The following is a 20,683-nucleotide window of genomic DNA, read 5'->3' as shown; positions in this document are numbered from 1 at the left end:
GTCGCCAAAGCGGGAGCGAAATCGGTGCCTGTCAGTGAAGAGCCCCCGCCGGTTGGCGGAGGCTCTGTAATGCGTCGAGGTTTCAGCTCCTGCATCAGCTTCCGTAGGAGACGATGTCGAGGCTGTTCAGGACGATCGGAATCGTCGGATCGTTGTTCGAGGCCGGGTTCAGCATATAGTCGAACGCGGCATACAGATAGTTGCCGTCGAGTTCCGGCGGAGCCAGGAAGTAGACATGGTAGGTAACCGGATTGCCGGCGTACGGCAGGCGTGAAGTGGAATCGATCGATTCGACGTTCACATAGGCACTGGACTCGAACGAATCGTCGTTCAGACGCAGACGGAAGCCCGGCAGGTCGGCCTTATCGGCTTCTGCGACATCGGCTTCAACCGTGAAGGCTGCGCGGTAGAGTCGGTTGCCTTCCAACTGCACGTCGGTCAGGTGGTGCCAGGCGCCGAAGTAGAACGCCGCGGGCGTTTCGCCTGCAGACAAGCCGCTGACGATGACAAGACCGCGGTCATTCACCGAGAACTGCGGAGTCAGCAGTGTCGGGTAGCCACCGAAGTTCCAACTGTTTGGATTGCCGGAGAAGTCGAGCAGAAGCTCGGAGCGCCGGGTTCCCAGGTTGCCGCTCGTCAGTTGTTCGATTTCGACGAAGTCGAGACCGATCGTCGAGACCGCGGCGTCGTTGGGATCGAAGCCGAGGATATCGAAGGCAAGCCGGAAGGAGTCTTGTCCCGAAGGCAGCGTGAAGTAGTGATAGAACTCGCGATTCAGATTCGTCGGCGCCAGCGCGCCATTGAGGTTGGATGTCATGTCGAGCACGTCGCTCTGCTGGAAGTCTACTGTCGCGGAACGAACGCGGAACTTCGGCACGATCGACTGCGGGCTCGTCGTGGTGTTCAGAGCGAAGGTCGCACGGAACACATTATTGGAGGGAACCGCCTCATCCAACGGGATGATGGGCGAGTACCAGAAGCCGAATGTGTCCGTGTTATTCACGGTGGTCAGGTCCAGTTGCCCTGCGCCGCCGTTGTAGGCGTGGCCGGCGGGAGTGAATGGCGCCTGAGAGTCGAACATCCAGCCCTCATCGTCGGTATCGAAGCCGAAGAAGAACTGACCGCCACCGGTCTGGCTGATGGTGTGAATCTGATCGCCCACGGTGATCTGGCCGGAACGAGCCGGGCCATTGTTCGGCGCCACGGTGTAGCTCAAGACTGCATCGCCATTTCCGGACGTTGGCGCCGAGAGGGTGATCCAGGCGTCGGAGGAACTGGCATTCCAGGGACACGACAGGTAGTCAGGCGTCGTATCGAGAATGAGGGCAAACGTGCCACCGTCCGGGGAGACTTGCTGATTCGGACGATCCAGCGAATAGAAGCACGTATCGCCACCGGTAGTCAGGGTCACAATGCTGTCGTTGAAGCGAGAGATCAGGCGGTCGGCCTCGATGTCGACGATCTCGCGCGCATCATAGAGAGGCGTAAATCGAATGACGCTCGGGACCGTGTCTGTTCCTGCCGCGGCGGTGAAGTTGAACTTCGCCAAATTGACGGTGCCTTCCGGGAAGGTCTCGCCAGGCTGAAGACCGAGGAGGAACTGAACTTCACCGGTCGCCATCGATGGGAAGAACGGATTTGTCAGCAGGATTGCATTGGTCGGGACATCGGAGCCCTTCTCGATGCTGTTGAGCGTCAGGAGGGCAGGATCGTAAACCACAGTGAATCCCATGGCGTTTTCCTGGCCGACGGAGTCGAGCAGCAGGTAAGCATCGCCGGATTCGCCTCGCTCAAGCACGGCGTTGTTAAAGCGCACAATCGGCTGATCCGCATTGGGGTCAACGAGAGTGGCTGCAGCATTTGCAAAGACCGCGTAAATGCGTGTTCCTGTGATATCACGCACAGCCCGGCTGAAGATCGAATCCGAGAAGGTCAAAGGAGTGCCGACAGTACCAATCCCGTCGGTCGCCCGGAACGTGATTCGTGCGATTTCGACATCCCCGCCGGGGAATGTATTAAGATTGACTGGAGGATCAGGATTGGCAGGAAGCAGACCGACCTGAACTCCGATCTTGCCTGACACGGCGTCAGTCTCGTTCTTCAGTACAAATTCCCAATCCGGGGGAACATCGCGGCCTCGGATAGCATTTACGAACTGCAACTTGTTGGGATCGAACTCCAGGGTCAGACCGACTTCATGCTCGACGCCCTTCGAGTACATCCGGATCGAGACTTCCTGCGTGTAGCCGCGATTCAGGATAACATTGTCGACTCGGACAATGCGATCGTCGTTGCGAATGGGACCAAGTTCGTTGACCTCATCGTCGAATCCCGCTTCATTCTCTGAATAACGTCCAGCCTGCACCCAGTCAGCGATGGTCACCAAGCCATCTCCAAAGCTGCTCTTCGGCGAGGAATCGAGACGATTGAACTCGCTCAGCGCAGATGCGGCATCGCCATCTCTGACAGTACCAGTGGCCATGTCCATCTGGTTGACCCAATTCAAGCCGATCAAGAAGAGTGAGGACTCCAGCCAATCAGAAATGGTAAGAAGATCGTTTCCGTTGTAGCCGTCAACATCATGGCGCGGCGCCAAGTCCGATTCCTCATCCTCAAAAGTCAGACCCCACTCCTTGATGGTTCCCGGGGACATTCCATTTCGATCATAATCGAAAGCACGCAAGATCCAAAGGCCTTCGGTCTCCACGAAAGTGCTATTGATTCCGAGAGGAATGGTGGCGCCATCTCTGATGGCGATGTCCAAGTCATCCTCGAACCCGTCACCATCGAGATCCGCTCCCAGGCTGGATCCATGTCCAAAGAAATCAGAATAGCCGACGGGATAGCGGCCACCGAGATAATTGAGCCTGGTCGGCACGAGACGACCTGCAAACCCTGGGGCGAGCAGGTCGCATGCGCGGTCGGCAAAGAACAGAACGTTATCATCCGGATCCTGAACGCTTTGATCCGGAACGATACCTGCCTGATCATCGAATGCCACAAAGATATCTTTCGTATCGCAAGGAACCGGATTCTTCAGCACGACCGATGTGGGCTGTGCATAACCCAGCAGGGGCCGATATTCAGGAAGACTCATGTAGTCCGGAGGATTGCCGAGTTCGGGTATCTCGCCATCGAAATTGACACTGAAAAGCAGAAAGTCATCGAGACGACGAATCTTGTAGTTGGGACCGGCAGCGAACGCGTATCCTTCGAATGCGCCAGCATTACTGATGACCGGATAATAGGTGAGAGATCCGAAGTCTCCTCCTGTGGCAGTCTCTGGGTACACGACGGTCTTCTCTGTGTTGTATCCCAGCATCAGGAAGAATCCGAATGGTATTTGCTCGGAGTCATTGGTGCCATAAGGCATCGTGACCGTCATCCGTGTGGAACCAGATGTGGGAGGATCTGCTGGGACCGGTTCTAGCGTGCGGGCAATGTATGCAATGCCCGGACCAGAACCGTTGAAACCATGCGGAATATCGATATTGGAGGCATCTGGCCCGTAGACAAGTGGATATCGCGAAAGCATGATCACGACATCGCCGGTCACGTCATGATCGATCTCCACGAAAACGTCCAGGTCGCCGATTGTCTCCTCAAAAGAGGTGAGTCCCAAGAACTGGGCTCGGTCAACCCACACCGAATCCAGAATACCAGGGTTAATGACCTCTCGGCTCGCAAAATCCCAAGAGGGCACAGGATCGATAAAGACTCCGCTGTTTCCGGCATCCGAGGGGCGGTGCCTGAATGTTACCGCCCAAGCCGCATCCGGCAGGCTCATGATGAGTATCGCGAAGACCACCAATCCCAAAGCAACAGGCCGTAGCGACCGGATCGGGAACAAGTTCCTAGACATGGAGTAAGTCTCCTTTTCGATGTCGACACTTACGGGGTAGTATGTTTCCGCCACCGGGACAAGCAGGGAGTTACTCGAAGCGGAAGAAATTCACGGTGTTTTTCGCGCAGAAGAACCAGCCCGTGGAACAGGCGAACGCCACAACAGGAGGCATCCCCGCTGTGGCAACCGGAAATCATGAGCCCTGGCCTTTGCGCTGGTCGTTCTAAGCTCCCTTACACCAGTGTTCTTTGTGACAATTCAAGAGAGCCGTCGGGGGGAAGTAGCGTCAACCGAAATCTGGCAGCAGGCCGTGCCCGCCGGAGGAACTTCCGGAAGCGGAAAATCGTGTCGGGGGACGCTTGAATCACTCGGAGGCAGGCGATTTCTTTCCCATCGGACGAAGAATGACGACCGTCGGGTCGAGGAAGTACTTGTTGGCGACCCGCATGACGTCTCGGCTCGTGACGGCTCGGATACGATCGGGGTAGATTTCGTCGTAGGCCACGCCCATGCCCGCCAGTTGCCAGTTGGCCAAGTGGTAAGCCTGCTGGGAGTTGGTCTCGTGGCCGCGCAAGTACCCGCCGATCAGGTATGTACGGGCGCGGTCGAGTTCCTCGTCGGTGACCGGCTCGTAGCGGAGGAGCTCGATTTGCTCCCAAAGGCCGTTCAGCGCCTTATCGACAGTCTGTGGGGACGTGGCGATATAGGAAACGAAGTATCCGGCAGTGTACATCTCGTTGGCCGAGGCGCCGACCATGTAGGCGAGCGACTGGCGATCGCGCAATTCGGAGAAGAGCCTCGACGACATTCCGCGTCCCAAGACCGCGGAAGCGACCTCGACGGTGGGCGCATCTTCGTCGTCGATCGGGCAGGTGACGTGGCCGAGGGCAACGAAGCCCTGCTCGACATCGCGAACGAATTCAAAGCGAGAACCGGACGGCGCAAAGCTCTTCCGTGCGTCCACGCGCTGGCTGCCGGAATCCGCCATGTCGCCGAAGTACTTGTCGATGAGCATCCGGGCTTCTTCTTCATCAACATCTCCGACGAGCGATATCACCATATTTTCCGGTCGAACGACCTGCTCATGCAGGGTTCCGACATCGCGCTGGGTCAGGGCGGAGACGATTTCCGGCTGGCCTTCGAGAGGGCGACCGTAGGGGTAAGCGCCAAAGAGTTGTCCGCGGAATCGAGTCATGACGGCAGATGGCGAACGGTCTTCGCGAATTCGAATCTCTGCCAACTGGCGGGTCTTCTCGGCGTCCAGTTCTTCCTGCGGGAAAGTTGGGTGCCGGATAACGTCGGCGAAGATATCGAGTGTCTTGTCGAGGTCGGAGCGAACGCACTTCAGAGAAACCGCAACGTAATCGTACGTATCGGACGTGTTGAGGCTTGCGCCGAGATCTTCGAGCTCTTCGGCGATCTCGTCGGAGGTGCGATTCTTCGTGCCTTTCGTCAGCGTACGCATCATCAGCCGTGATTGGCCGATCTTGTCGTCCGGGTCCTGGGCGGCTCCGGGGCGGATCAAGCAAGTGACCGCAACAATCTGATTTGTCTGGTTCTGACGGTGGATCATTGTCAGGCGGTTGGGAAATCGGTGCACGTTAATCTCTCCGACTTGATAGTCAATCGTCTGGCCGGTCACGGGCGCGATGGGCGACGCGGTGATCGGCTGGGTATTGCGTACGCATCCGCTGAGAATCAGCAGGGCGGCCAGGGCAGCAGCCAGCAGCAATGGGGCCCGGCAATTCTCCATGTCGGCGTCATCTCGCCGCGGCCCGAGCAGGCCGTGCCACAAACTGGCTGGCCTTCTCCGGAGCCAATAAGTCCAGGACTTCTGCAACGTCCTCTTCGACCACACGACCCACTGCATCCGGGAATCGATCCAGCAGACACGGATCGTCGAACAGCGCATAACTGTATCCGATCGTCTGGGCCTTTCCCGTATTCGTCTCTGTGCTGTAAAGGTGCGAGTTGATGATCTGGCGCATGGCCCGTCGCATTTCGCGGTCCGTCGGGCCGTCGTTGCGCAGCTTGCGAATCTCGTCGTCGATCGCTTCGCGAACGGCGTCCAGGTTCTGCGGCTCACAGGTTCCGTAAATTCCAACCATGCCCGGATGACGCGTCGGATGGATGAAGCCTGAAATCGATGTGACGAGGCGCTTCTTCTCCTGAATCGCATTGACGAGGCGGGAACTGCGTCCGCCGAGCAGAAGGGTCTCGGCGATCTCCAGCTTCGCCAGCGTCTCTATCGAGTCGCAGGCAACGCCTGGATAGGCGAGGAAGAAGTAGTGCTGCTGCCAGTCGCGATCCCAGGTGCGACCGGGAGATTCTGCGTATTCGGTTTTGGGTGCGGCACCGCGCCAGGGGTCGACGGGACGTTCCAGATCGCCAAGGAGTTCTTCGAGACGAACAACGATGCGCTGCGTATCGATATCACCGACGACGACCAACGCCATGTTCTGCGGCGAGTAGAAACGATGGTAGTGCGAGAGGATTGTCTCCTGCTTCATCGCGGAGACGCTCTCGTGGCTGCCGATCACGGTGTTCGCGTACGGACCCGTCGCGTAGATGGAGCGGACAATCTCGTCGTACAAGAATGCGAGCGGATTGTCTTGCTTCATGCGAATTTCTTCAAGAATGACGAGTCGTTCGCGATCGACTTCGCGCGGATCGATCTTCGAGTTCCGGACGACATCGGCCATGTCTTCCATGGCCTTCTCGAGGCTCTCGCTGGGAAGCGTGATGTAGTAATGCGTGTAATCGGTGCTGGTGGCTGCGTTCAGGTAGCCGCCAAGTTCTTCGATGCGGCGATCGTACTCCCCCACCGCCAGGCGGTCTGTGCCCTTGAAGAGCATGTGTTCCAGGAAATGGCTGATGCCGGCATGCTCGGTGGGCTCGTCCTTGGATCCGACTCGCACCCACATGTCCAGTGTTGCCAGGGGGATGACGTGATTCTCGACCGTATAGACGGTCAGGCCGTTGGATAGCTGGTGGGTTTCCACGATGGCTCGCACTTCAGAGATTTGGCGGCCCTATCAGGGTGCCACTTTGGGGTTAAAGGCAATCGCACGAGGGGACGCGAGCCTTTTCTGAGCGTTGGGAGTGGGTGAATAATCGCGGTCCGCCGCTCAGACTGCAAACGACGGACCGCGGGCGGAGGGGGGAGTGATGAGAGAAGGCCTAAACGCAGTCGCATTCCCCCCGCTGCGGCGACAGCATATATGCGCATATGCCCACCGCAGCCGACTGCTGAATTTCGTTCTTCGTTCGGACTCCAATTTACCTGTACTACTCAGTTTCAACCTGCGCAAGGAAAATACAAGCCCGGCGCCCACTATTGGGGCGCCGGGCAAGGGAGAAGCGTTGAGGTTCGGTGGTCGATTACTTAACAACCCACCATTCTTCCACGGCGGCAGCCGGATTGTAGGTAACGGTGGCACTGCCGCTGGCGTTCACCGTATTGCCGGCGTCGTCGGTGATACCGCCGCCAATGATGCTGATCGTGATATCGCCTGCGCCGGCCGCGCCATCGACAGAGACTGTGAACGGTCCGCTGGTGCCACGAGATGAGGGGGTGATCCCCACTGTGAGTGTTCCCGATGCAGTCGATGCCGATGTGTCAACGTCGCTGGCATCGAAGCCGTTGATGGCTTCGTCGAAGTCGACCGTGAAGTTGATCGGCAGAGTCGTTGCAGGATCGGCCTGTCCGGCGGCTGCCTGCAGCGTATCCATCGTCGGGCTCACGTTGTCGTAGGTAACGCTGTTGTCGGTCGAGGAACTGGCCGTGTTGCCAAGGCCCGTGCCAACGCTGTTGGCGGCACTTGATGGGATGCTGGCGATCACGGTTCCCGGAGATGTGATGGCGGTGACGTTGACCTGATAGCTGGCCGGTCCGCCGGTGATGTTGTAGGTGATTCCCGAGGCCGTGCCGGAGAAGGAAACATCGGCACCGCCGGTGAATCCAGTGACATCTTCCGAGAAGACCACGTCGAAGACGATCGGCAATGTATTCGTCGGATCATCCTGCGAAGCGTTCTCATCGATTGTCACGGTCGGAGGTGTCGAAACCGCGTTTGTCACAGCGGCCAGCGCATCAACGACACCGTGTCCGGATAGAGAGTCCCATCCGGCGGTTTCCGCATCGACTGCTGTGTTGATCAGAATCTGATTCAGGTTCGCAGGAGTCAGCGCGGCATTTCGCTCGAGCATCAGGGCTGCAACGGCTGCAACGTGCGGAGCGGCCGCAGAAGTCCCCCAGAAGTTCGGGAAGCTGGTGCTGTCCCAATCGCCGCTGCCGAAGAACGTCGTGTCAGCCCCGTCGGGGCCCGTGACTTCCGGCTTGGCGCGGGTCTCAACCGTTCCGAGCAGCGCGCCGGTGCTATCGAAGTAGAATGGCAGATCGCCACCGAGCGACGAGAAGCTGTTTACGTTGAGAACACCGTTCGGCGCATAGGCATTTCCGCCGGTGGAGATCTCGAAGTAGAGCATGGCGCCAGTCGCGATTGCTCCCGGTGCCGCGGCATGGCCGAAGAGCGTGCGGTCAGTCAGCAAGACCTTGTCGTCGATACCGCCGGATCCGTCGTACTTGACCCAGAGATGAATGTCGTCGTCCTTCTTGCCGTCGTAGTGATCAATAATCACGTAAACAGTCTGGGGGCTTCCGGTGGTGTTCTGGTAAGAGCAACCTTCGAAAGCCGGTCCGCTGGGCGAGCCACTTGTGCCCTGGACATTTGTGCTTGCTGCCAGGACCATGGGATTGGTGACGGGAAGTGTGGCGCTATTCACAATGTAGAGATCGTAGTCGGCCTCAGAGCCCGGACCGGCGCCGTAAGTTCCACCGTACGGTTCGGTCCAGTGCAAGCCGAGAGTGATTGCTTCGCCGTTCGCAAGGGTGAACTGCAGATGCGTGTCGGAGGACAACCCCATTGCCAAACCGAAGTCATGCAGATCGTTGCCCGTGGGCGGGAAGACCAGGTCGTCGGTTCCAGAGTTCGCGTCGGTGTAAGGACGCTCGTGGCCGTCGTCAGTCTGATTGCCGGCGCTGGAGTAGTAAGGAATGCCAGAGTCTACGGCATTCTGTGCGGCAAGCGCAATCGGGCCATCCTGGTAGACGGGCTCGACGGAATAGCTGACGTCGTCGCAGATGACGTCGCATTCCAGGCCGGCATCGGTCGCGAGTGCCGTGATGTTCGAAGCAAATGCGCTGTATCCGCTGAAGGCAGATGCAAAGGAGATATCAGCGCCGGGGGCCAGATCGTAGACCAACTCCGCCATGCCGGCGCCCTCGTCAGTGCCGCCGCCGGGGCCGGCATCGATGACGCGAAGACTGGCCGGCAGGTCGCCGGTGCCCTGGGATGAGGAACCTGTGAGGAATCCCCCTGACAGGGTGCCGCCGATCACATCGTGAACACTGTCGCTGAGGACGCCGACGCGAAGTCCGGTTCCGTCGACCGAGAAATTAGTGCGGGCTGTGGCTGCACCGATTGCCGAATCGGCCTGAGATGTGACGGCTCCAACGTGCAGGGTCGGCTCGGGCTCGACGACAACTGCGCGAACGCCGGAACTGCGGGCGATGCTGTCGAACTGGAGCGGGTTTGTGGCGTGGACGACAATGTGATGCAGGTCGCCGGGAAGATCGTAGGTGCCGACAATCTGCAGCCCTTGGCTCTTCACCTGGTCGATGATCTCAGGAGTGATCGCATCGACGCTGATGATGCACTGCAGTTTGCCGTTCCGAATGGCGTGTTTCGGGAACTGATCGAGCACCGCGCGGGCGGACGCGCCCTTGCGGACTTCCAGTCGAGCCTGAAGCAGGTCGCTGGACATGTTTACGAGTCCCGCATCGCCATCGGTCAGATAGGCCATTTTGGGATTGAGATCCGCAGCGCTCAAACCACCGGCCGCCAGGATCAGAAGACCTCCGAGCAGAAGTCTCTTCATATTATGGGTGACCTCCATGAATGAAATCCTCCCGCCTTCCTAAGGATCTGCAAGGAGGGAGGCAAGTACTGCATGCACGGGAAAAACCGTTCATTCTTATGCTAAGTCGGAAGCGCGCGGTCGGCAATCAAAACATCGCGCTGCACAAATGCCAAAACCATAGTGGCTTATGGCATTTTGGGCACATTTGGTGGAGGCGGCTGGGGCCGACGGCCGTTCGGATGCAGGGTCGCCTCGGGGTTATCGATCACAATCTGCCTGATGTCGGAACGCGAGACCAGGTCGTCAAGTTGGCGGGGATCAGTGAGATACGCGGTGATGTGGTGGAGGTCTGATGGTAAATCGTAAACTCCACGGATCTGAAGGCCGCTTTCCTTGATCGAATTGATCAGATCCTCATCCGTCGAATCCGCGCTGATGAGAATCGGGAGCTTCCCATCCTTCACGGCGGAGGGGGCATAGGTCTCGAACGCCTTCTCCGGAGCGAGATCCTCGCCGACCACGGCGGTACGGATCTTCAGCAGATCGGCGGAGACGCGCCCAGCCTCGTCCTTTGTGTATTCGACGGCTGGGACGGATTTGCATGCGGTCAGCCCTGCCATTGAGATCGAAAGGCACAGTACAAGCAGGAAGGCTCTCATGAGGGACCCCCTCGAGGATTCGGATTGCGATTCAGACTACGGCAACAGTGTGCTCCGGCTCCGAACGATGTGTCAATTTGAGGGATTGGGGGAATGGCCCGGGATGTCCCCAAGACTTGAGGGCATCCTGCTTGGGCCAGGATCGAGGCGTGCAAGGCGGGAGCCTATGGGAGCGTACTGAAGTACGTGACCGAGGCAGCCGACCGCAGCGCAACGAAGAGCCTGGCACAAGAGGGGCGCCCTGGGGAATGGCCTTGCCCCCGCAAGGCTAAGCCTTCGCAGTGAGAGCGGGTGAGAATTGAAGAGCCCGTCAGCCACTGGTGACCAATGAGTATGATCGAAGTTCAAAATCTCCGCAAAACCTACATGGTTCACAAGAAGGCGCCGGGCTTCTGGGGTTCTGTGAAATCCCTGATCGTTCGGGAGAAGTACGCCAAGCATGCCGTGAACGATGTCTCTTTCCAAATAGGTGAAGGCGAGATCGTCGGCTTGATCGGGGCGAACGGCGCGGGGAAGACCACGCTGGTGAAGATGCTAGCCGGAATCATTCACCCAACAGGCGGTAAGGCCCGTGTGCTAGGCCACGATCCCTGGGAACGTGCGAACGATTTCCGTCGCCAGATTGCGCTGATCATGGGGCAGAAGGCCCAACTGTGGTGGGATCTCCCTGCCGCGGACTGCTTCCTGTTGCTGAAGGAAATCTATCGACTGCCGGACGAACAGTTCCACGAAACGTTGGAGGAGCTGACAACGGTTCTGGATATCAAGAAGGAACTGAACGTCCAGATTCGCCGATTGTCGCTCGGCGAACGTATGAAGATGGAGTTGATCGCGGCGCTCCTTCACCGGCCGCGCGTTGTGTTCCTGGACGAACCGACGATCGGTCTCGACCTTTCCGCACAGCACGCAATCCGCGAATTCATCCTGCGCTATCAGCAGAAGTTCAAGCCGGCAGTGATTCTGACGAGTCACTACATGGAGGACATCGAGCGCCTCTGCAAACGCATCATGATCATTCGGCAGGGCGAGATCGTGTACGACGGAAGTCTCGAACAGGTCGTACACACCTACGCGAAACGCAAGGTTGTAACGGCGCACTTGCGCGACGACAAAGAGTTCACGCTCGACCGCGAGAAGCTCGAGAAGATCGGCCGTATGGAAGACGCGGGAGACCGCGAGATTCGACTCCATGTACCGCGCGAGGATGTCGCCTCCGCAGCGGCACATCTGGTGAATGAGTATCCCGTCGTGGATCTGAATATCGAGGAAGTTGAAATCGGCGAGATCATTGAAGCAATCATGACAGACAAGCAGCACGAAGACGATTGATCGAAAGGACGATTCAATGAAGTTCATGCAATGGATGATGTGTATCGCGATGGCACTGGCACTCGCTGCGACGGCCGTCGGTCAAGACTCCGTCCCCCCAGCGCCACCGGCACCTCAAGAAGCCCCCAAAGCGGCTCCGCAGGTGTCGCCTGAAGCGCAACAACTGCAGGCCCTTTATGAGGCTTATCAGCAGCGCAAGGCTCGCCGTGAGTCGATCGAAGAAGATGCGAAGATCGTGACCGAGATGACGGATTCCGATCTGCTGCTTCCGGAGGAGAAAGCCTACGCGTGGCAACTGTTCCTGCAGATTTATCCGGATGCACCGCCTGAGTTGCGCGATCAGGCAATCGCCAAGGCTCAACAGTGGACGGCGGCAGCGCAGGCAGTATCTGGCGCAGCCGAACCCGAGATGGCTGAACAGGCGGCATCACTCTGGAACATTTATGCACAAATTCTGGCGAACCCTGAGAACTCCGAAGCGGCCACGCTGATCGAGCGCGCACAGATTGTCACGGAGTTGCCGGAACCATTCAAGAGCGACAAAGGAGCGCTGGCAGATCAGTTCGCCAAGATGCGCGATCAACTGGCGGTACTGCGCGCGCTGTCCAATAGCTCGCCGCTCTTCCAGGAACGACTGGATGAGTACATTGAGTCGCTGAAGGAAATTGGAATCGACGTGCACACGATCGAGCAGATCGAAAAGACCTATGGCGTGGATGTGGCGCAGTTGTACGTTATCAATCGGATCGACCTGATCGAGCAGGCACTTCCAAAAGATGAGAACGCGACACAGGAACAACGCCGCATGATCATCGCGGATCTGATTCCGTACGTCTTCGGTGCCACCAACCAGCATCCCCAGCCGGCGGCGGAAGAGCCGCAAACGCCCGAGGAGTAATCGTTCGCGCATGACGCCCCGCTTGTTCATGAACATCGTCAGCATGCAGGCCCGGAAGATGATGAGCTATCGGGCCGACTTCTGGGTGAACGCCCTGGCGGCGTTCTTCATCATGCTGGGCGTCATTTACTTCCTGTGGGATTCCATCTACGCGGGCACCGGACAGACGGTCATTGCAGGTTACACGTTCAGCGAAATGCTGACGTACTACGTTCTGGTGATCCTGTTGGGCAAGATCGTCCGCGGGCTCGATCAGTGGTCCGGCATGTCCGATGAAATCTACCAGGGGCATTACACGCGTTACCTGATCTACCCCGTGAAGTACTTCCCGTTCAAGTACGCGCAACACCTCGGAAATCTCACGCCTGCGTTGATGCAGTTAGTCCTGTTTGGCGCGCTACTCGCGGTCTTCTTGAGAGTGCCCGACAGCATCCAGATCACGCCAGCCACTATTGCGATGACGGTCGGGGCGGTTCTGATGGGGAATCTGCTGCATTTCCTGATCTACTGCCCGATCGAGGGCACGGCTTTCTGGGCGGACAACGTCTGGAGCCTGTGCGTGATGATGCGGTTCACATTGGGATTCCTCGGCGGGCAGATGTTGCCGCTGACCCTATTCCCCGAGACGATCCAGTCTGTGAACCAGTTCTTGCCGTTCCAGTACGTATACTTCTTCCCCGTTCAGACTCTGATGGGTCATGTCACGCCATCGGAGTGGCTCTTTGGAATGGGTGTTACGGCGGTGTGGATTCTTGTCTTTGCCGGACTGACGCGCCTAATTTGGGCGCGCGGATCGTACGTCTACACGGGGGTCGGCATCTGATGACGCGCTATCTCCGACTCTACGCGTACTTCGTACAATTCTCGTTCAGCAGAGCGATGGAGTTCCGCGTGGACTTCACGTTCCGCATTTTCATGGACTCGATTTTCTACGTGGTTCAGTTTGCCTTCTTTGGCGTCCTGTATCGGCACATCGCGGAACTGGGTGGGTGGAATTGGGATCAAGTCGTGGTGTTTGTGGCGGGCTTTCTCTTCACCGACGCGGTGAACATGACGTTCTTCTCGAACAACCTCTGGCATCTGCCGCAGATGATCAATCAGGGCGATGTGGACTATTATCTCGTGCGGCCTGTGTCTTCGCTCTTCTTCCTGTCGATGCGCGACCTGGCAGCGAATTCGTTCGTGAACCTCATCATTGCATCGGGCATTCTCGTCTGGGCGCTGATGCGCTATCCGGGGGAATTGAGCTTCTTCACGATCTTCGTATATCTGCTGATGCTGCTGGCCGGAAATATCCTCTACGCCATCATCCAGTTGATCTTCCTGATTCCCACGTTCTGGTTTCACAGCCACTTTGGGCTGCGCGAGGTCTTCTTCAACGTCCAGCGCTACATGGAGCGACCCGATCAGATCTTCTATGGCTTTGTGCACCGGTTGCTGATTTCCATTTTGCCGTTTGCGCTGATCATTTCGTATCCGACGCATATTCTGTTCACCGGCGTTACGGTTACGCGAATCCTGCACATTGTTGCCGTTCTCATTGGAATGTTTGCGTTCCTTGTCTGGTTCTGGAATAAGGGATTGCGCGCTTACTCTTCGGCTTCTTCATAGGACCACTCGATGCGAATCGTTCATGTTTACAAGGATTTCTGGCCCCCGATCGTGGGTGGCATCGAGCGATCGATCAACTGGATGGCGCTCGGATGCCAGCGCTTGTTCGGCGACGAGATTACGGTCCTTGTGAACTCGCGAACAAAGGAAACGCGCGAACGCGAGTACGAGGGCTTGCGCATCATCGAAGTAGGCGAATGGGGACGTGCGTTTTCTGCGCCATTGTCTCCATCATTCCCTGGCTGGTTGAAAAAGCTGAAGCCGGACGTGTGGCACTTCCACATTCCAAACCCCACGGGCGATGTTTCGTATTTGCTGAAGCGCCCTGCGGGGGCCGTGGTCGCGACGTACCACAGCGACATTGTTCGCCAGAAGTGGGCGCTGTGGGCTTATGGTCCGATGCTGCGCGCGTTTCTGAAGCGCTGCCACACCGTGATGCCGACGTCGCCACACCTGATCGAGTGCTCGCCATTCCTGAGCGCCGTGCGCGAGAAATGCACGCCGGTCCCGTTGGGGATGCCACTGCAGCGATTTGAACGCACGGCCGAAGCGGGACTGAAGGCGCGCGAGGTGAAGAAGAAGTATCGCGGTTTTCCGCTGATCGTGTTTGTCGGCAAGCTGCGATACTATAAGGGACTGCACTTCCTGGTTTCTGCCCTGCGCGGTTTGCCGAATGTGCATGCGCTGATCATTGGCGATGGTCCTGAGCGCGGACGGCTGGCGGGGCTCGCGGAGGAGTTCAACCTCACCGATCGCTGGCACTTCCTGGGCGAGCTGAACGATGAAGACATGGTCGCGCATCTGCACGCAGCAGACATCTTCGTGCTGCCGAGTCACTTGACTTCGGAAGCATACGGCCTCGTTCAGATCGAAGCGATGGCCGCGGGACTGCCGGTGATCAGCACAAACCTGCCGACGGGCGTTCCCTACATTAACCGCGACGGTGAGACGGGCTTGATCGTGCCACCGGCCGACGATCAGGCACTTGCCACGGCGATTGCCGAACTCCTGAACGATCAATCGCGCCGGCTGAGCATGGCCGAGCACGCGTACCGCCGCGCCCACGAGGAGTTCTCGGTGGATCGCATGGCGGAACGCGTCCACGAAGTGTACGAGCGAGCCGTAACCGGGAAGTAGCTCACGATGATCGTGATGCTATTCGTTCGGCTCGCATTTCAGTAGCTCACGGATCAGCGCTTGGATTTCCGGATGGCAACTCCCGCAGCCAGTCCCTGCGGGACAGTGGCGCTGCAGTTCGGCGATGGAGGGCGACGCGGTTGCGAGAATGGCGTCGCGGACCTCGCTGGCTGGGACGCCGCGACAGAAGCATAGCGTCTGCTCCGGATCTGCGAGCAGACTCTCGGCATCGATGCGCTGCTGTCGATCCCGGCCGGTGATCGGGATCGAAGCCTCATCGCCGGGTGATTTGAACCCCTCGTCCATGGCAGAGGACTACCGTGCATCGATCGCCACGGCGAGAGAAAATGCGGCTGACGCTTGCGACAAAGCTCCCTCCGCAACAAACGCTGTTGCGGCCAGGCCCTGGTTTTTCCAGGCTCTCGGCCATGAAACGGCGAGCCCTCATCATTGGATCTGGAATCTGCGGCCTGGCGACGGCCGTTCGGTTGTTGGAGAACGACCCGGAACTGGATGTCACGCTGCTGGAGTCAGAGGATCAGCCGGGCGGGCTGGCGCGATCCCTGACGCTGGATGGGCACGTGGCGGATCTGGGCCCACACCGGATTTTCACGGAATTGCCCGATGTGCAGGAGTTCCTCCAGGATCTGGCCGGCGAGGACATGGTGACGGTGAAGCGCACGTCGCAGATGTTCCTGCAGGGGTCGTGGATCGATTATCCGCCGCGCCCGATGGAGATTCTTCGTCTTTTGGGACCGGGGAAGATCGCGGCCGTCGGCGCGAGCTACGCCATGCGCAAGGCGCGCAACATTGCGCTCGGAAAATCGAAGCGTGAGAACTTTGAAACCGTGATGGCGGATGCGTTCGGCGAGGAACTGTATCGCCTGATCGTGCTCGGCTACACGGAAAAGGTCTGGAAGATCGACCCGACGGAAATCCACGCCGATATCGCGCGAGTCCGCGTGTCCGCCGGCGGCCTGGATCAGATGGTGAAGCGCGTCTTCATCCCGGAAAAAAAGGGCCAGGAGACGGCGCTGAAGAAGTTCCTTTACATTCCAGGCGGCGTCGAACGACTGGTCGATCGGCTGGTCGAACGCGTCGAAGCCGCAGGCGGCAAGATCGCAACAGGAACCCGCGTGACGGATCTGCGGCGCATGAATAACGGCAAATGGCAGGTGATCTCCGAAGGCCCGCGCGGAGGTCGTCGCACGGATTCGGCCGAATGGGTTTTCTCTACGATGCCCGTGACCGAGTTGCTGGATGTGTTGCTCGCCCGGCGACCAAACGACCAGGTCGCCGAGGCCCGTCGGCAGATGCGATTCATCGCGAATTTCCTGGTGGCCGTTGTTGTCGATCGCCCGCGCGTCACGGAAAACACGTGGCTGTATTTCCCCGGACCGGAGACGATCTTCAATCGCGGCTACGAGCCGAAGAACTTCTCCCCCACCATGGGATCGCCGAATCAGACAATGCTCGTTCTGGAGATCACATGCCACCATGGTGACAAGATTTGGAACTCATCGGACGAGGAACTGACCAGGGCGACGCTCGATGGTCTGGAGAAGACCGGACTGCTAAAAAGCAGCGAGATTGCCAATACGCTCGTGCATCGTATTCCGCACACCTATCCGCTGTACGATTTGGATTACCGCAGACGATTGAACTTCGTGTGGCGCTACCTCGCAAGGTACCCGCGCCTGATCAGCGTCGGGCGCCAGGGCCTGTTCCTGCACAACAACATGGACCATTCGATCCACATGGGATTCCGCGCCGCGGACGTCGTGAACGAACATCCGGACGACCCGCAACGGCACTTCTACAAAGAAGTCCGCCGGTTCCAGAAGTTCCGGATTGTGGATTAGGGTTTGGTTACGAGAGCCTAGCGCTTCCGTGGCCGGCCGATGGGTTTGGGGCCGACGTTGCGTCCGAATTTCTTCTCTAAACGACCGAGGAATTGTGGGCTTCCGATGGCCTGGTTGCGCTTGATCGTGCGAGCCAGCGCCATCGTTTCTTCCTCAGGCTGTTTCTCCGCCAACCACTTCGACCAGTTGGGAACTTCTTTGGCCAGGCTCAGGCGCTTCGAGAGCACGTCGTCTTCGCGCTGTCCGCAGTGGGCGGCGGCGCTGCTCCAGGCATAGCGTTCGGCTTTGCGGAGATTTGTCTCAACGACGGGCAGGCGCTCGACGTAGCGGATGGCCTTCAGCATCCATTCGTTGTCGAGCGGCGAGGACATGAAACGTCCGCCCCAGACGTTCCCGGATCGACCCAGGTGCGCGTTCAGCCAGCGACTATAGAAGCTGTGCGTGCGTCGCAGGGTCATCGCGAGACTATCTTCGGTTTTTGGAACGGCAACGAGATGGACTCGATTCTCGAGCAGGCAATAGGCGAGAATATCGAGCTGTTCTTCCTCGGCACATCGCGCCAGATGCTCGAGGTAAGTGGTTCGGTCGATGTCCTCATAAAACACGGTCTCACCCGCAGCCCCACGTTGCAGGACATGATGAGGTTTGCCTGGAAGGATGATTCTCGCAGTTCGTGCCATGGCATAACCTTCCACTGAACGACGGAGCGTCGTCAAGAATGGTCTGGCGAAGAGGGCAATAAATCTCGAATTCAGTGCCTGGGGACTGTGGTGACGGAGTGTCCTGATGAGACGTAACTTCGACTGTCCGGGGCAGATCCCATCAGCCATCCGGAGGGTGCCGCAGGCGTTGGGGACGGTGTTGGTGCGGCACGCTGCAGCGTCAGAGTCGTCGATTCAGCTTCCCATGGTGGGCAGGGGTCGTAGGGTTGCTCCCTTCCACGCGAACGTTAAAGGAAACGCTCTCTGGCGCAGGCTGAGGGACAATGACATCGATTGAGGTCAATTGCGTGGTCTCCGCCAGCCCATCGCTTGACTCCCAATAAACCGCGTCGATCGGCGAAGGCCAGCCGGGTTCCTCAGGCACGAGTGACAACGTGAAGACAATGCCTGGCTGGAAGCGATCGACGGAAGATTCGATATGGGGAGGATCGGGATTTGAGGGACATATGGGAGTCGGTGAGGGGGAACAAGCCGACACATGCGAGCAATCCAACTGGAAAACACCGAATTCGCCCGGGCAGGAATCCAACGCATCTTCGCCAAACAGGCATCCGTTCAGCGATACTTTGACGGGCCACCTTGAATAAGAACCACGGCAGTATTGGAAGCACTGATCTCCAGCACCTACCGAGATTTCTCCGCCGCCGCCCCGCAGGGTTCCCTGTCCGCCAGAGCCATCAAAAAAGGGTCCTCCCGAATCGTATGCCGATGCGCCTACCGTGTAGCAATCGGGATACAGATCGAAATCCCAGCGATAAGAGAGGAAACGGGCATCTATTGACTTGTCAAGAAGGCCACGAGGCGCATCATCTCCAATGATATACACAGTTGCGCCTTCATCTCCAAGGGTAATGTCAAAAGTGAATGGAACCGTTCGTTCCAGCAGTGTGCTGGTGGTCGCATCGGACAACAGATGAACACGGTGCCGCACAAGATTGGCCTCGTAATGTCCTTGGCGCAGGAGAGTTTCGCCCCGCCGAAGATCCACGTTTATCTCGGTTCTGCTCCCGCGGTCCGAACTCATACGGTAAGATATGATCGTCTCTTCGGAGACCAGGGGAATGTCCAAGGCCACAGGGGCGGAACTGAGCAGATCGATCCGCTGAGTCATCAGAAGCTCGCCTCCAGCTTCAACATCTACGAACATTCCGTACCAGGAGAAGTAGTCCTCCACTGACTGAATCTCCAGTATGAGCGGTTCGGACGTTGGCGTTTGTGCGGCGAGCGGGACGGAGAGGCTGGCAAGTTCGGTCTCCCAGACTGTGCAATTGGGATCAGGCGGTTCGCCTTCGGCACGGGCGGTGAAGAGGACGCTCCCAGGTGCTGGCTCCGGAATGACCAGATCAAGCGACGTCGTCGATGTGGTTTGTGAGAATCCGAAGTCTGAGTTCCAGTACACGGTCGTCACGGTGGAAGGCCAGTCGCCTGCCTCAGGACGCAACGACAAGGTGAAGGTCGTCTCGGGTTCGAATGCCTCGATGGAGGCTTCGAGCGTCGCCCCAACGGGTTCCGTCGGACAAGCTAACGTTGGTGTTTGCCCGATCGCCGCTCGGACTCCACACAACAAGATGACCACCGCCCAAAAGACAACTCGTGGCATGATCGCTTCCCTCTCCAAAGGCGCCTTCATTCGAAGTCATGCGATTCGATTATGTTGAGAGCCGAAACGACGGGGCGGCAGCAAGGCATTCCGAACTGGCGTAAAAACTCTCTGGCATCGTCAACCGGCTGGTCGCTCATCCACCCGCCAGGAACGGCCGTCGACAGTGTGGCTTCCCTGCAACGCCTGAGAGAGTAAAAACTTTCCCGGTCGGTCAGATTCTTACGCCGATATTCACACGTTTCCTAGAATTTGCCGGTAAAGATCAAAATCCAGCGAGTGAGGACGAAGTCCCACAGCAGGATCAATACGAGCGAAACGACCACCGCCGTCGTGGTGGAGCGACCGACGCCTTCCGCGCCGCCGTGGCTCTTGTAACCGAAGTAACATCCCACCAGCGCGATGATATTCCCGAACACAACCGTTTTGACCAGCCCGGTGTACACGTCCTGGAGATTCGCGAACTTCAAAGTGATGATGTAGTACTCGACCGGATGGATGTTGAGGCCGGTTGCGGCGACGATCATGCCGCCGAAGAAACCGGCAACCAGGCACAGGACGCTGATGAGTGGCAGAAGTGCAGTCGCAGCAATGATCCGCGGCGCGACGAGGTAGCGCATTGGGTCGACATTCAGGATGTCCATAGCGTCGATTTGCTCGGTCACGCGCATGGTTCCGAGCTCGGCCGCGATGGAGGCAGCGACACGGGCGCCGACGACAAATGCGGTGAAAACGGGGACCATCTCACGGGCATTCGCGATGAACGAAATGCCCGGAACGGTGTTCTTCGCACCGAACTTAATCAACTGAACACCCGTCTGCAGCACCATCACCAGTCCGACAAAGACGGCCGTGATCAGGGCGATTGGAAGCGAACGAACTCCGATCGCCATGGCCTGATCCATAATCAATCGGTAATTCCAGGGCGGTGTAATCGCCCGAATCGAGGCCTTGAAGCAGAATTTCGTGAAGGCACCCGTTTCGCGTAGGAACCGAAGGGTTACAGCTCCTAGAGCTTCAATGAAGGTGTCGTTCAAGTAGTGGAGCATGGCTTATCCGGGCCTCAGGCCAGAAAGTCGAGTACAGCGGCGGGACTCGA

General features: G+C 58.2%; 15 protein-coding genes. 6 read left to right on the top strand and 9 right to left on the bottom strand.

Annotated elements, in window-relative coordinates; genetic code table 11:
- Window positions 1-94: 94 nt before the first annotated feature.
- From KQI84_07220 to KQI84_07200, 5 genes are all read right to left on the bottom strand, one after another.
- A complete protein-coding gene (locus tag KQI84_07220; protein ID MCB2154662.1) occupies window positions 95-3,862 on the bottom strand; it encodes a hypothetical protein in 3,768 nt (1,255 codons plus the stop codon).
- 346 nt (window positions 3,863-4,208) lie between these two features.
- Window positions 4,209-5,597 carry an insulinase family protein gene (locus tag KQI84_07215; protein MCB2154661.1) on the bottom strand — a complete coding sequence of 463 codons (1,389 nt, stop codon included), beginning with the start codon at window positions 5,595-5,597 and terminating at the stop codon, window positions 4,209-4,211.
- Between the two features lie 7 nt (window positions 5,598-5,604).
- Window positions 5,605-6,846 carry an insulinase family protein gene (locus tag KQI84_07210; protein ID MCB2154660.1) on the bottom strand — a complete coding sequence of 414 codons (1,242 nt, stop codon included), beginning with the start codon at window positions 6,844-6,846 and terminating at the stop codon, window positions 5,605-5,607.
- A gap of 379 nt (window positions 6,847-7,225) precedes the next feature.
- Window positions 7,226-9,784, bottom strand: a complete 2,559-nt coding sequence (locus tag KQI84_07205) for a S8 family serine peptidase (GenBank protein ID MCB2154659.1) — start codon at window positions 9,782-9,784, stop codon at window positions 7,226-7,228.
- A 167-nt stretch (window positions 9,785-9,951) separates the two neighbouring features.
- Complete coding sequence (locus tag KQI84_07200) at window positions 9,952-10,425, bottom strand: hypothetical protein (protein ID MCB2154658.1); 474 nt, start codon at window positions 10,423-10,425, stop codon at window positions 9,952-9,954.
- A 333-nt stretch (window positions 10,426-10,758) separates the two neighbouring features.
- On the opposite strand from KQI84_07200, the gene KQI84_07195 reads away from it, so the two are divergent.
- The 5 genes from KQI84_07195 to KQI84_07175 are packed head-to-tail and all read left to right on the top strand — an operon-like array spanning window position 10,759 to window position 15,400.
- Window positions 10,759-11,754, top strand: coding sequence for an ATP-binding cassette domain-containing protein (locus KQI84_07195; GenBank protein ID MCB2154657.1), 996 nt, complete (start codon window positions 10,759-10,761; stop codon window positions 11,752-11,754).
- Window positions 11,755-11,770: 16 nt separating this feature from the next.
- Window positions 11,771-12,652 carry a hypothetical protein gene (locus KQI84_07190; GenBank protein MCB2154656.1) on the top strand — a complete coding sequence of 294 codons (882 nt, stop codon included), beginning with the start codon at window positions 11,771-11,773 and terminating at the stop codon, window positions 12,650-12,652.
- A 10-nt stretch (window positions 12,653-12,662) separates the two neighbouring features.
- The gene (locus KQI84_07185; GenBank protein MCB2154655.1) at window positions 12,663-13,475 is read left to right on the top strand and encodes an ABC-2 family transporter protein; all 813 of its coding nucleotides are present in this window, start codon (window positions 12,663-12,665) and stop codon (window positions 13,473-13,475) included.
- Window positions 13,475-14,263: an ABC-2 family transporter protein gene (locus KQI84_07180; protein ID MCB2154654.1), complete on the top strand. Its 789-nt coding sequence runs from the start codon at window positions 13,475-13,477 to the stop codon at window positions 14,261-14,263. The genes KQI84_07185 and KQI84_07180 overlap by 1 nt, the downstream gene beginning before the upstream one ends.
- 9 nt (window positions 14,264-14,272) lie before the next feature.
- On the top strand, window positions 14,273-15,400 hold the full coding sequence (locus KQI84_07175) for a glycosyltransferase (protein ID MCB2154653.1): 1,128 nt from the start codon (window positions 14,273-14,275) through the stop codon (window positions 15,398-15,400).
- Between the two features lie 18 nt (window positions 15,401-15,418).
- Here the strand turns inward: KQI84_07175 and KQI84_07170 are convergent, their stop codons facing one another.
- Entirely contained in the window at window positions 15,419-15,706 is a 288-nt protein-coding gene (locus KQI84_07170) for a (2Fe-2S)-binding protein (GenBank protein ID MCB2154652.1), read from the bottom strand.
- A 122-nt stretch (window positions 15,707-15,828) separates the two neighbouring features.
- On the opposite strand from KQI84_07170, the gene KQI84_07165 reads away from it, so the two are divergent.
- The gene (locus KQI84_07165; protein MCB2154651.1) at window positions 15,829-17,262 is read left to right on the top strand and encodes an FAD-dependent oxidoreductase; all 1,434 of its coding nucleotides are present in this window, start codon (window positions 15,829-15,831) and stop codon (window positions 17,260-17,262) included.
- 17 nt (window positions 17,263-17,279) lie between these two features.
- Here the strand turns inward: KQI84_07165 and KQI84_07160 are convergent, their stop codons facing one another.
- The 3 genes from KQI84_07160 to KQI84_07150 form a co-directional block, all read right to left on the bottom strand.
- Window positions 17,280-17,942 (bottom strand): transposase, encoded by a 663-nt coding sequence (locus KQI84_07160; GenBank protein ID MCB2154650.1) that lies wholly within the window; start codon window positions 17,940-17,942, stop codon window positions 17,280-17,282.
- A gap of 202 nt (window positions 17,943-18,144) precedes the next feature.
- Window positions 18,145-19,584, bottom strand: coding sequence for a hypothetical protein (locus KQI84_07155; GenBank protein MCB2154649.1), 1,440 nt, complete (start codon window positions 19,582-19,584; stop codon window positions 18,145-18,147).
- A 245-nt stretch (window positions 19,585-19,829) separates the two neighbouring features.
- Window positions 19,830-20,633, bottom strand: coding sequence for an ABC transporter permease (locus KQI84_07150; GenBank protein ID MCB2154648.1), 804 nt, complete (start codon window positions 20,631-20,633; stop codon window positions 19,830-19,832).
- Window positions 20,634-20,683: the final 50 nt, after the last annotated feature.

This window comes from bacterium (assembly GCA_020444065.1).
GTDB lineage: Bacteria > Sumerlaeota > Sumerlaeia > SLMS01 > JAHLLQ01 > JAHLLQ01.
This window is presented reverse-complemented; position numbering and strand designations above follow the sequence as displayed.

Excerpts from the sequence above, each read along its gene's own strand:
- KQI84_07220 (MCB2154662.1), bottom strand. The coding sequence starts at position 3,862 with ATGTCTAGGAACTTGTTCCCGATCCGGTCGCTACGGCCTGTTGCTTTG.
- KQI84_07215 (MCB2154661.1), bottom strand. The coding sequence starts at position 5,597 with ATGGAGAATTGCCGGGCCCCATTGCTGCTGGCTGCTGCCCTGGCCGCC.
- KQI84_07205 (MCB2154659.1), bottom strand. The coding sequence starts at position 9,784 with ATGAAGAGACTTCTGCTCGGAGGTCTTCTGATCCTGGCGGCCGGTGGT.
- KQI84_07200 (MCB2154658.1), bottom strand. The coding sequence starts at position 10,425 with ATGAGAGCCTTCCTGCTTGTACTGTGCCTTTCGATCTCAATGGCAGGG.
- KQI84_07195 (MCB2154657.1), top strand. The coding sequence starts at position 10,759 with ATGATCGAAGTTCAAAATCTCCGCAAAACCTACATGGTTCACAAGAAG.
- KQI84_07190 (MCB2154656.1), top strand. The coding sequence starts at position 11,771 with ATGAAGTTCATGCAATGGATGATGTGTATCGCGATGGCACTGGCACTC.
- KQI84_07185 (MCB2154655.1), top strand. The coding sequence starts at position 12,663 with ATGACGCCCCGCTTGTTCATGAACATCGTCAGCATGCAGGCCCGGAAG.
- KQI84_07180 (MCB2154654.1), top strand. The coding sequence starts at position 13,475 with ATGACGCGCTATCTCCGACTCTACGCGTACTTCGTACAATTCTCGTTC.
- KQI84_07175 (MCB2154653.1), top strand. The coding sequence starts at position 14,273 with ATGCGAATCGTTCATGTTTACAAGGATTTCTGGCCCCCGATCGTGGGT.
- KQI84_07170 (MCB2154652.1), bottom strand. The coding sequence starts at position 15,706 with ATGGACGAGGGGTTCAAATCACCCGGCGATGAGGCTTCGATCCCGATC.
- KQI84_07165 (MCB2154651.1), top strand. The coding sequence starts at position 15,829 with ATGAAACGGCGAGCCCTCATCATTGGATCTGGAATCTGCGGCCTGGCG.
- KQI84_07160 (MCB2154650.1), bottom strand. The coding sequence starts at position 17,942 with ATGGCACGAACTGCGAGAATCATCCTTCCAGGCAAACCTCATCATGTC.
- KQI84_07155 (MCB2154649.1), bottom strand. The coding sequence starts at position 19,584 with ATGCCACGAGTTGTCTTTTGGGCGGTGGTCATCTTGTTGTGTGGAGTC.
- KQI84_07150 (MCB2154648.1), bottom strand. The coding sequence starts at position 20,633 with ATGCTCCACTACTTGAACGACACCTTCATTGAAGCTCTAGGAGCTGTA.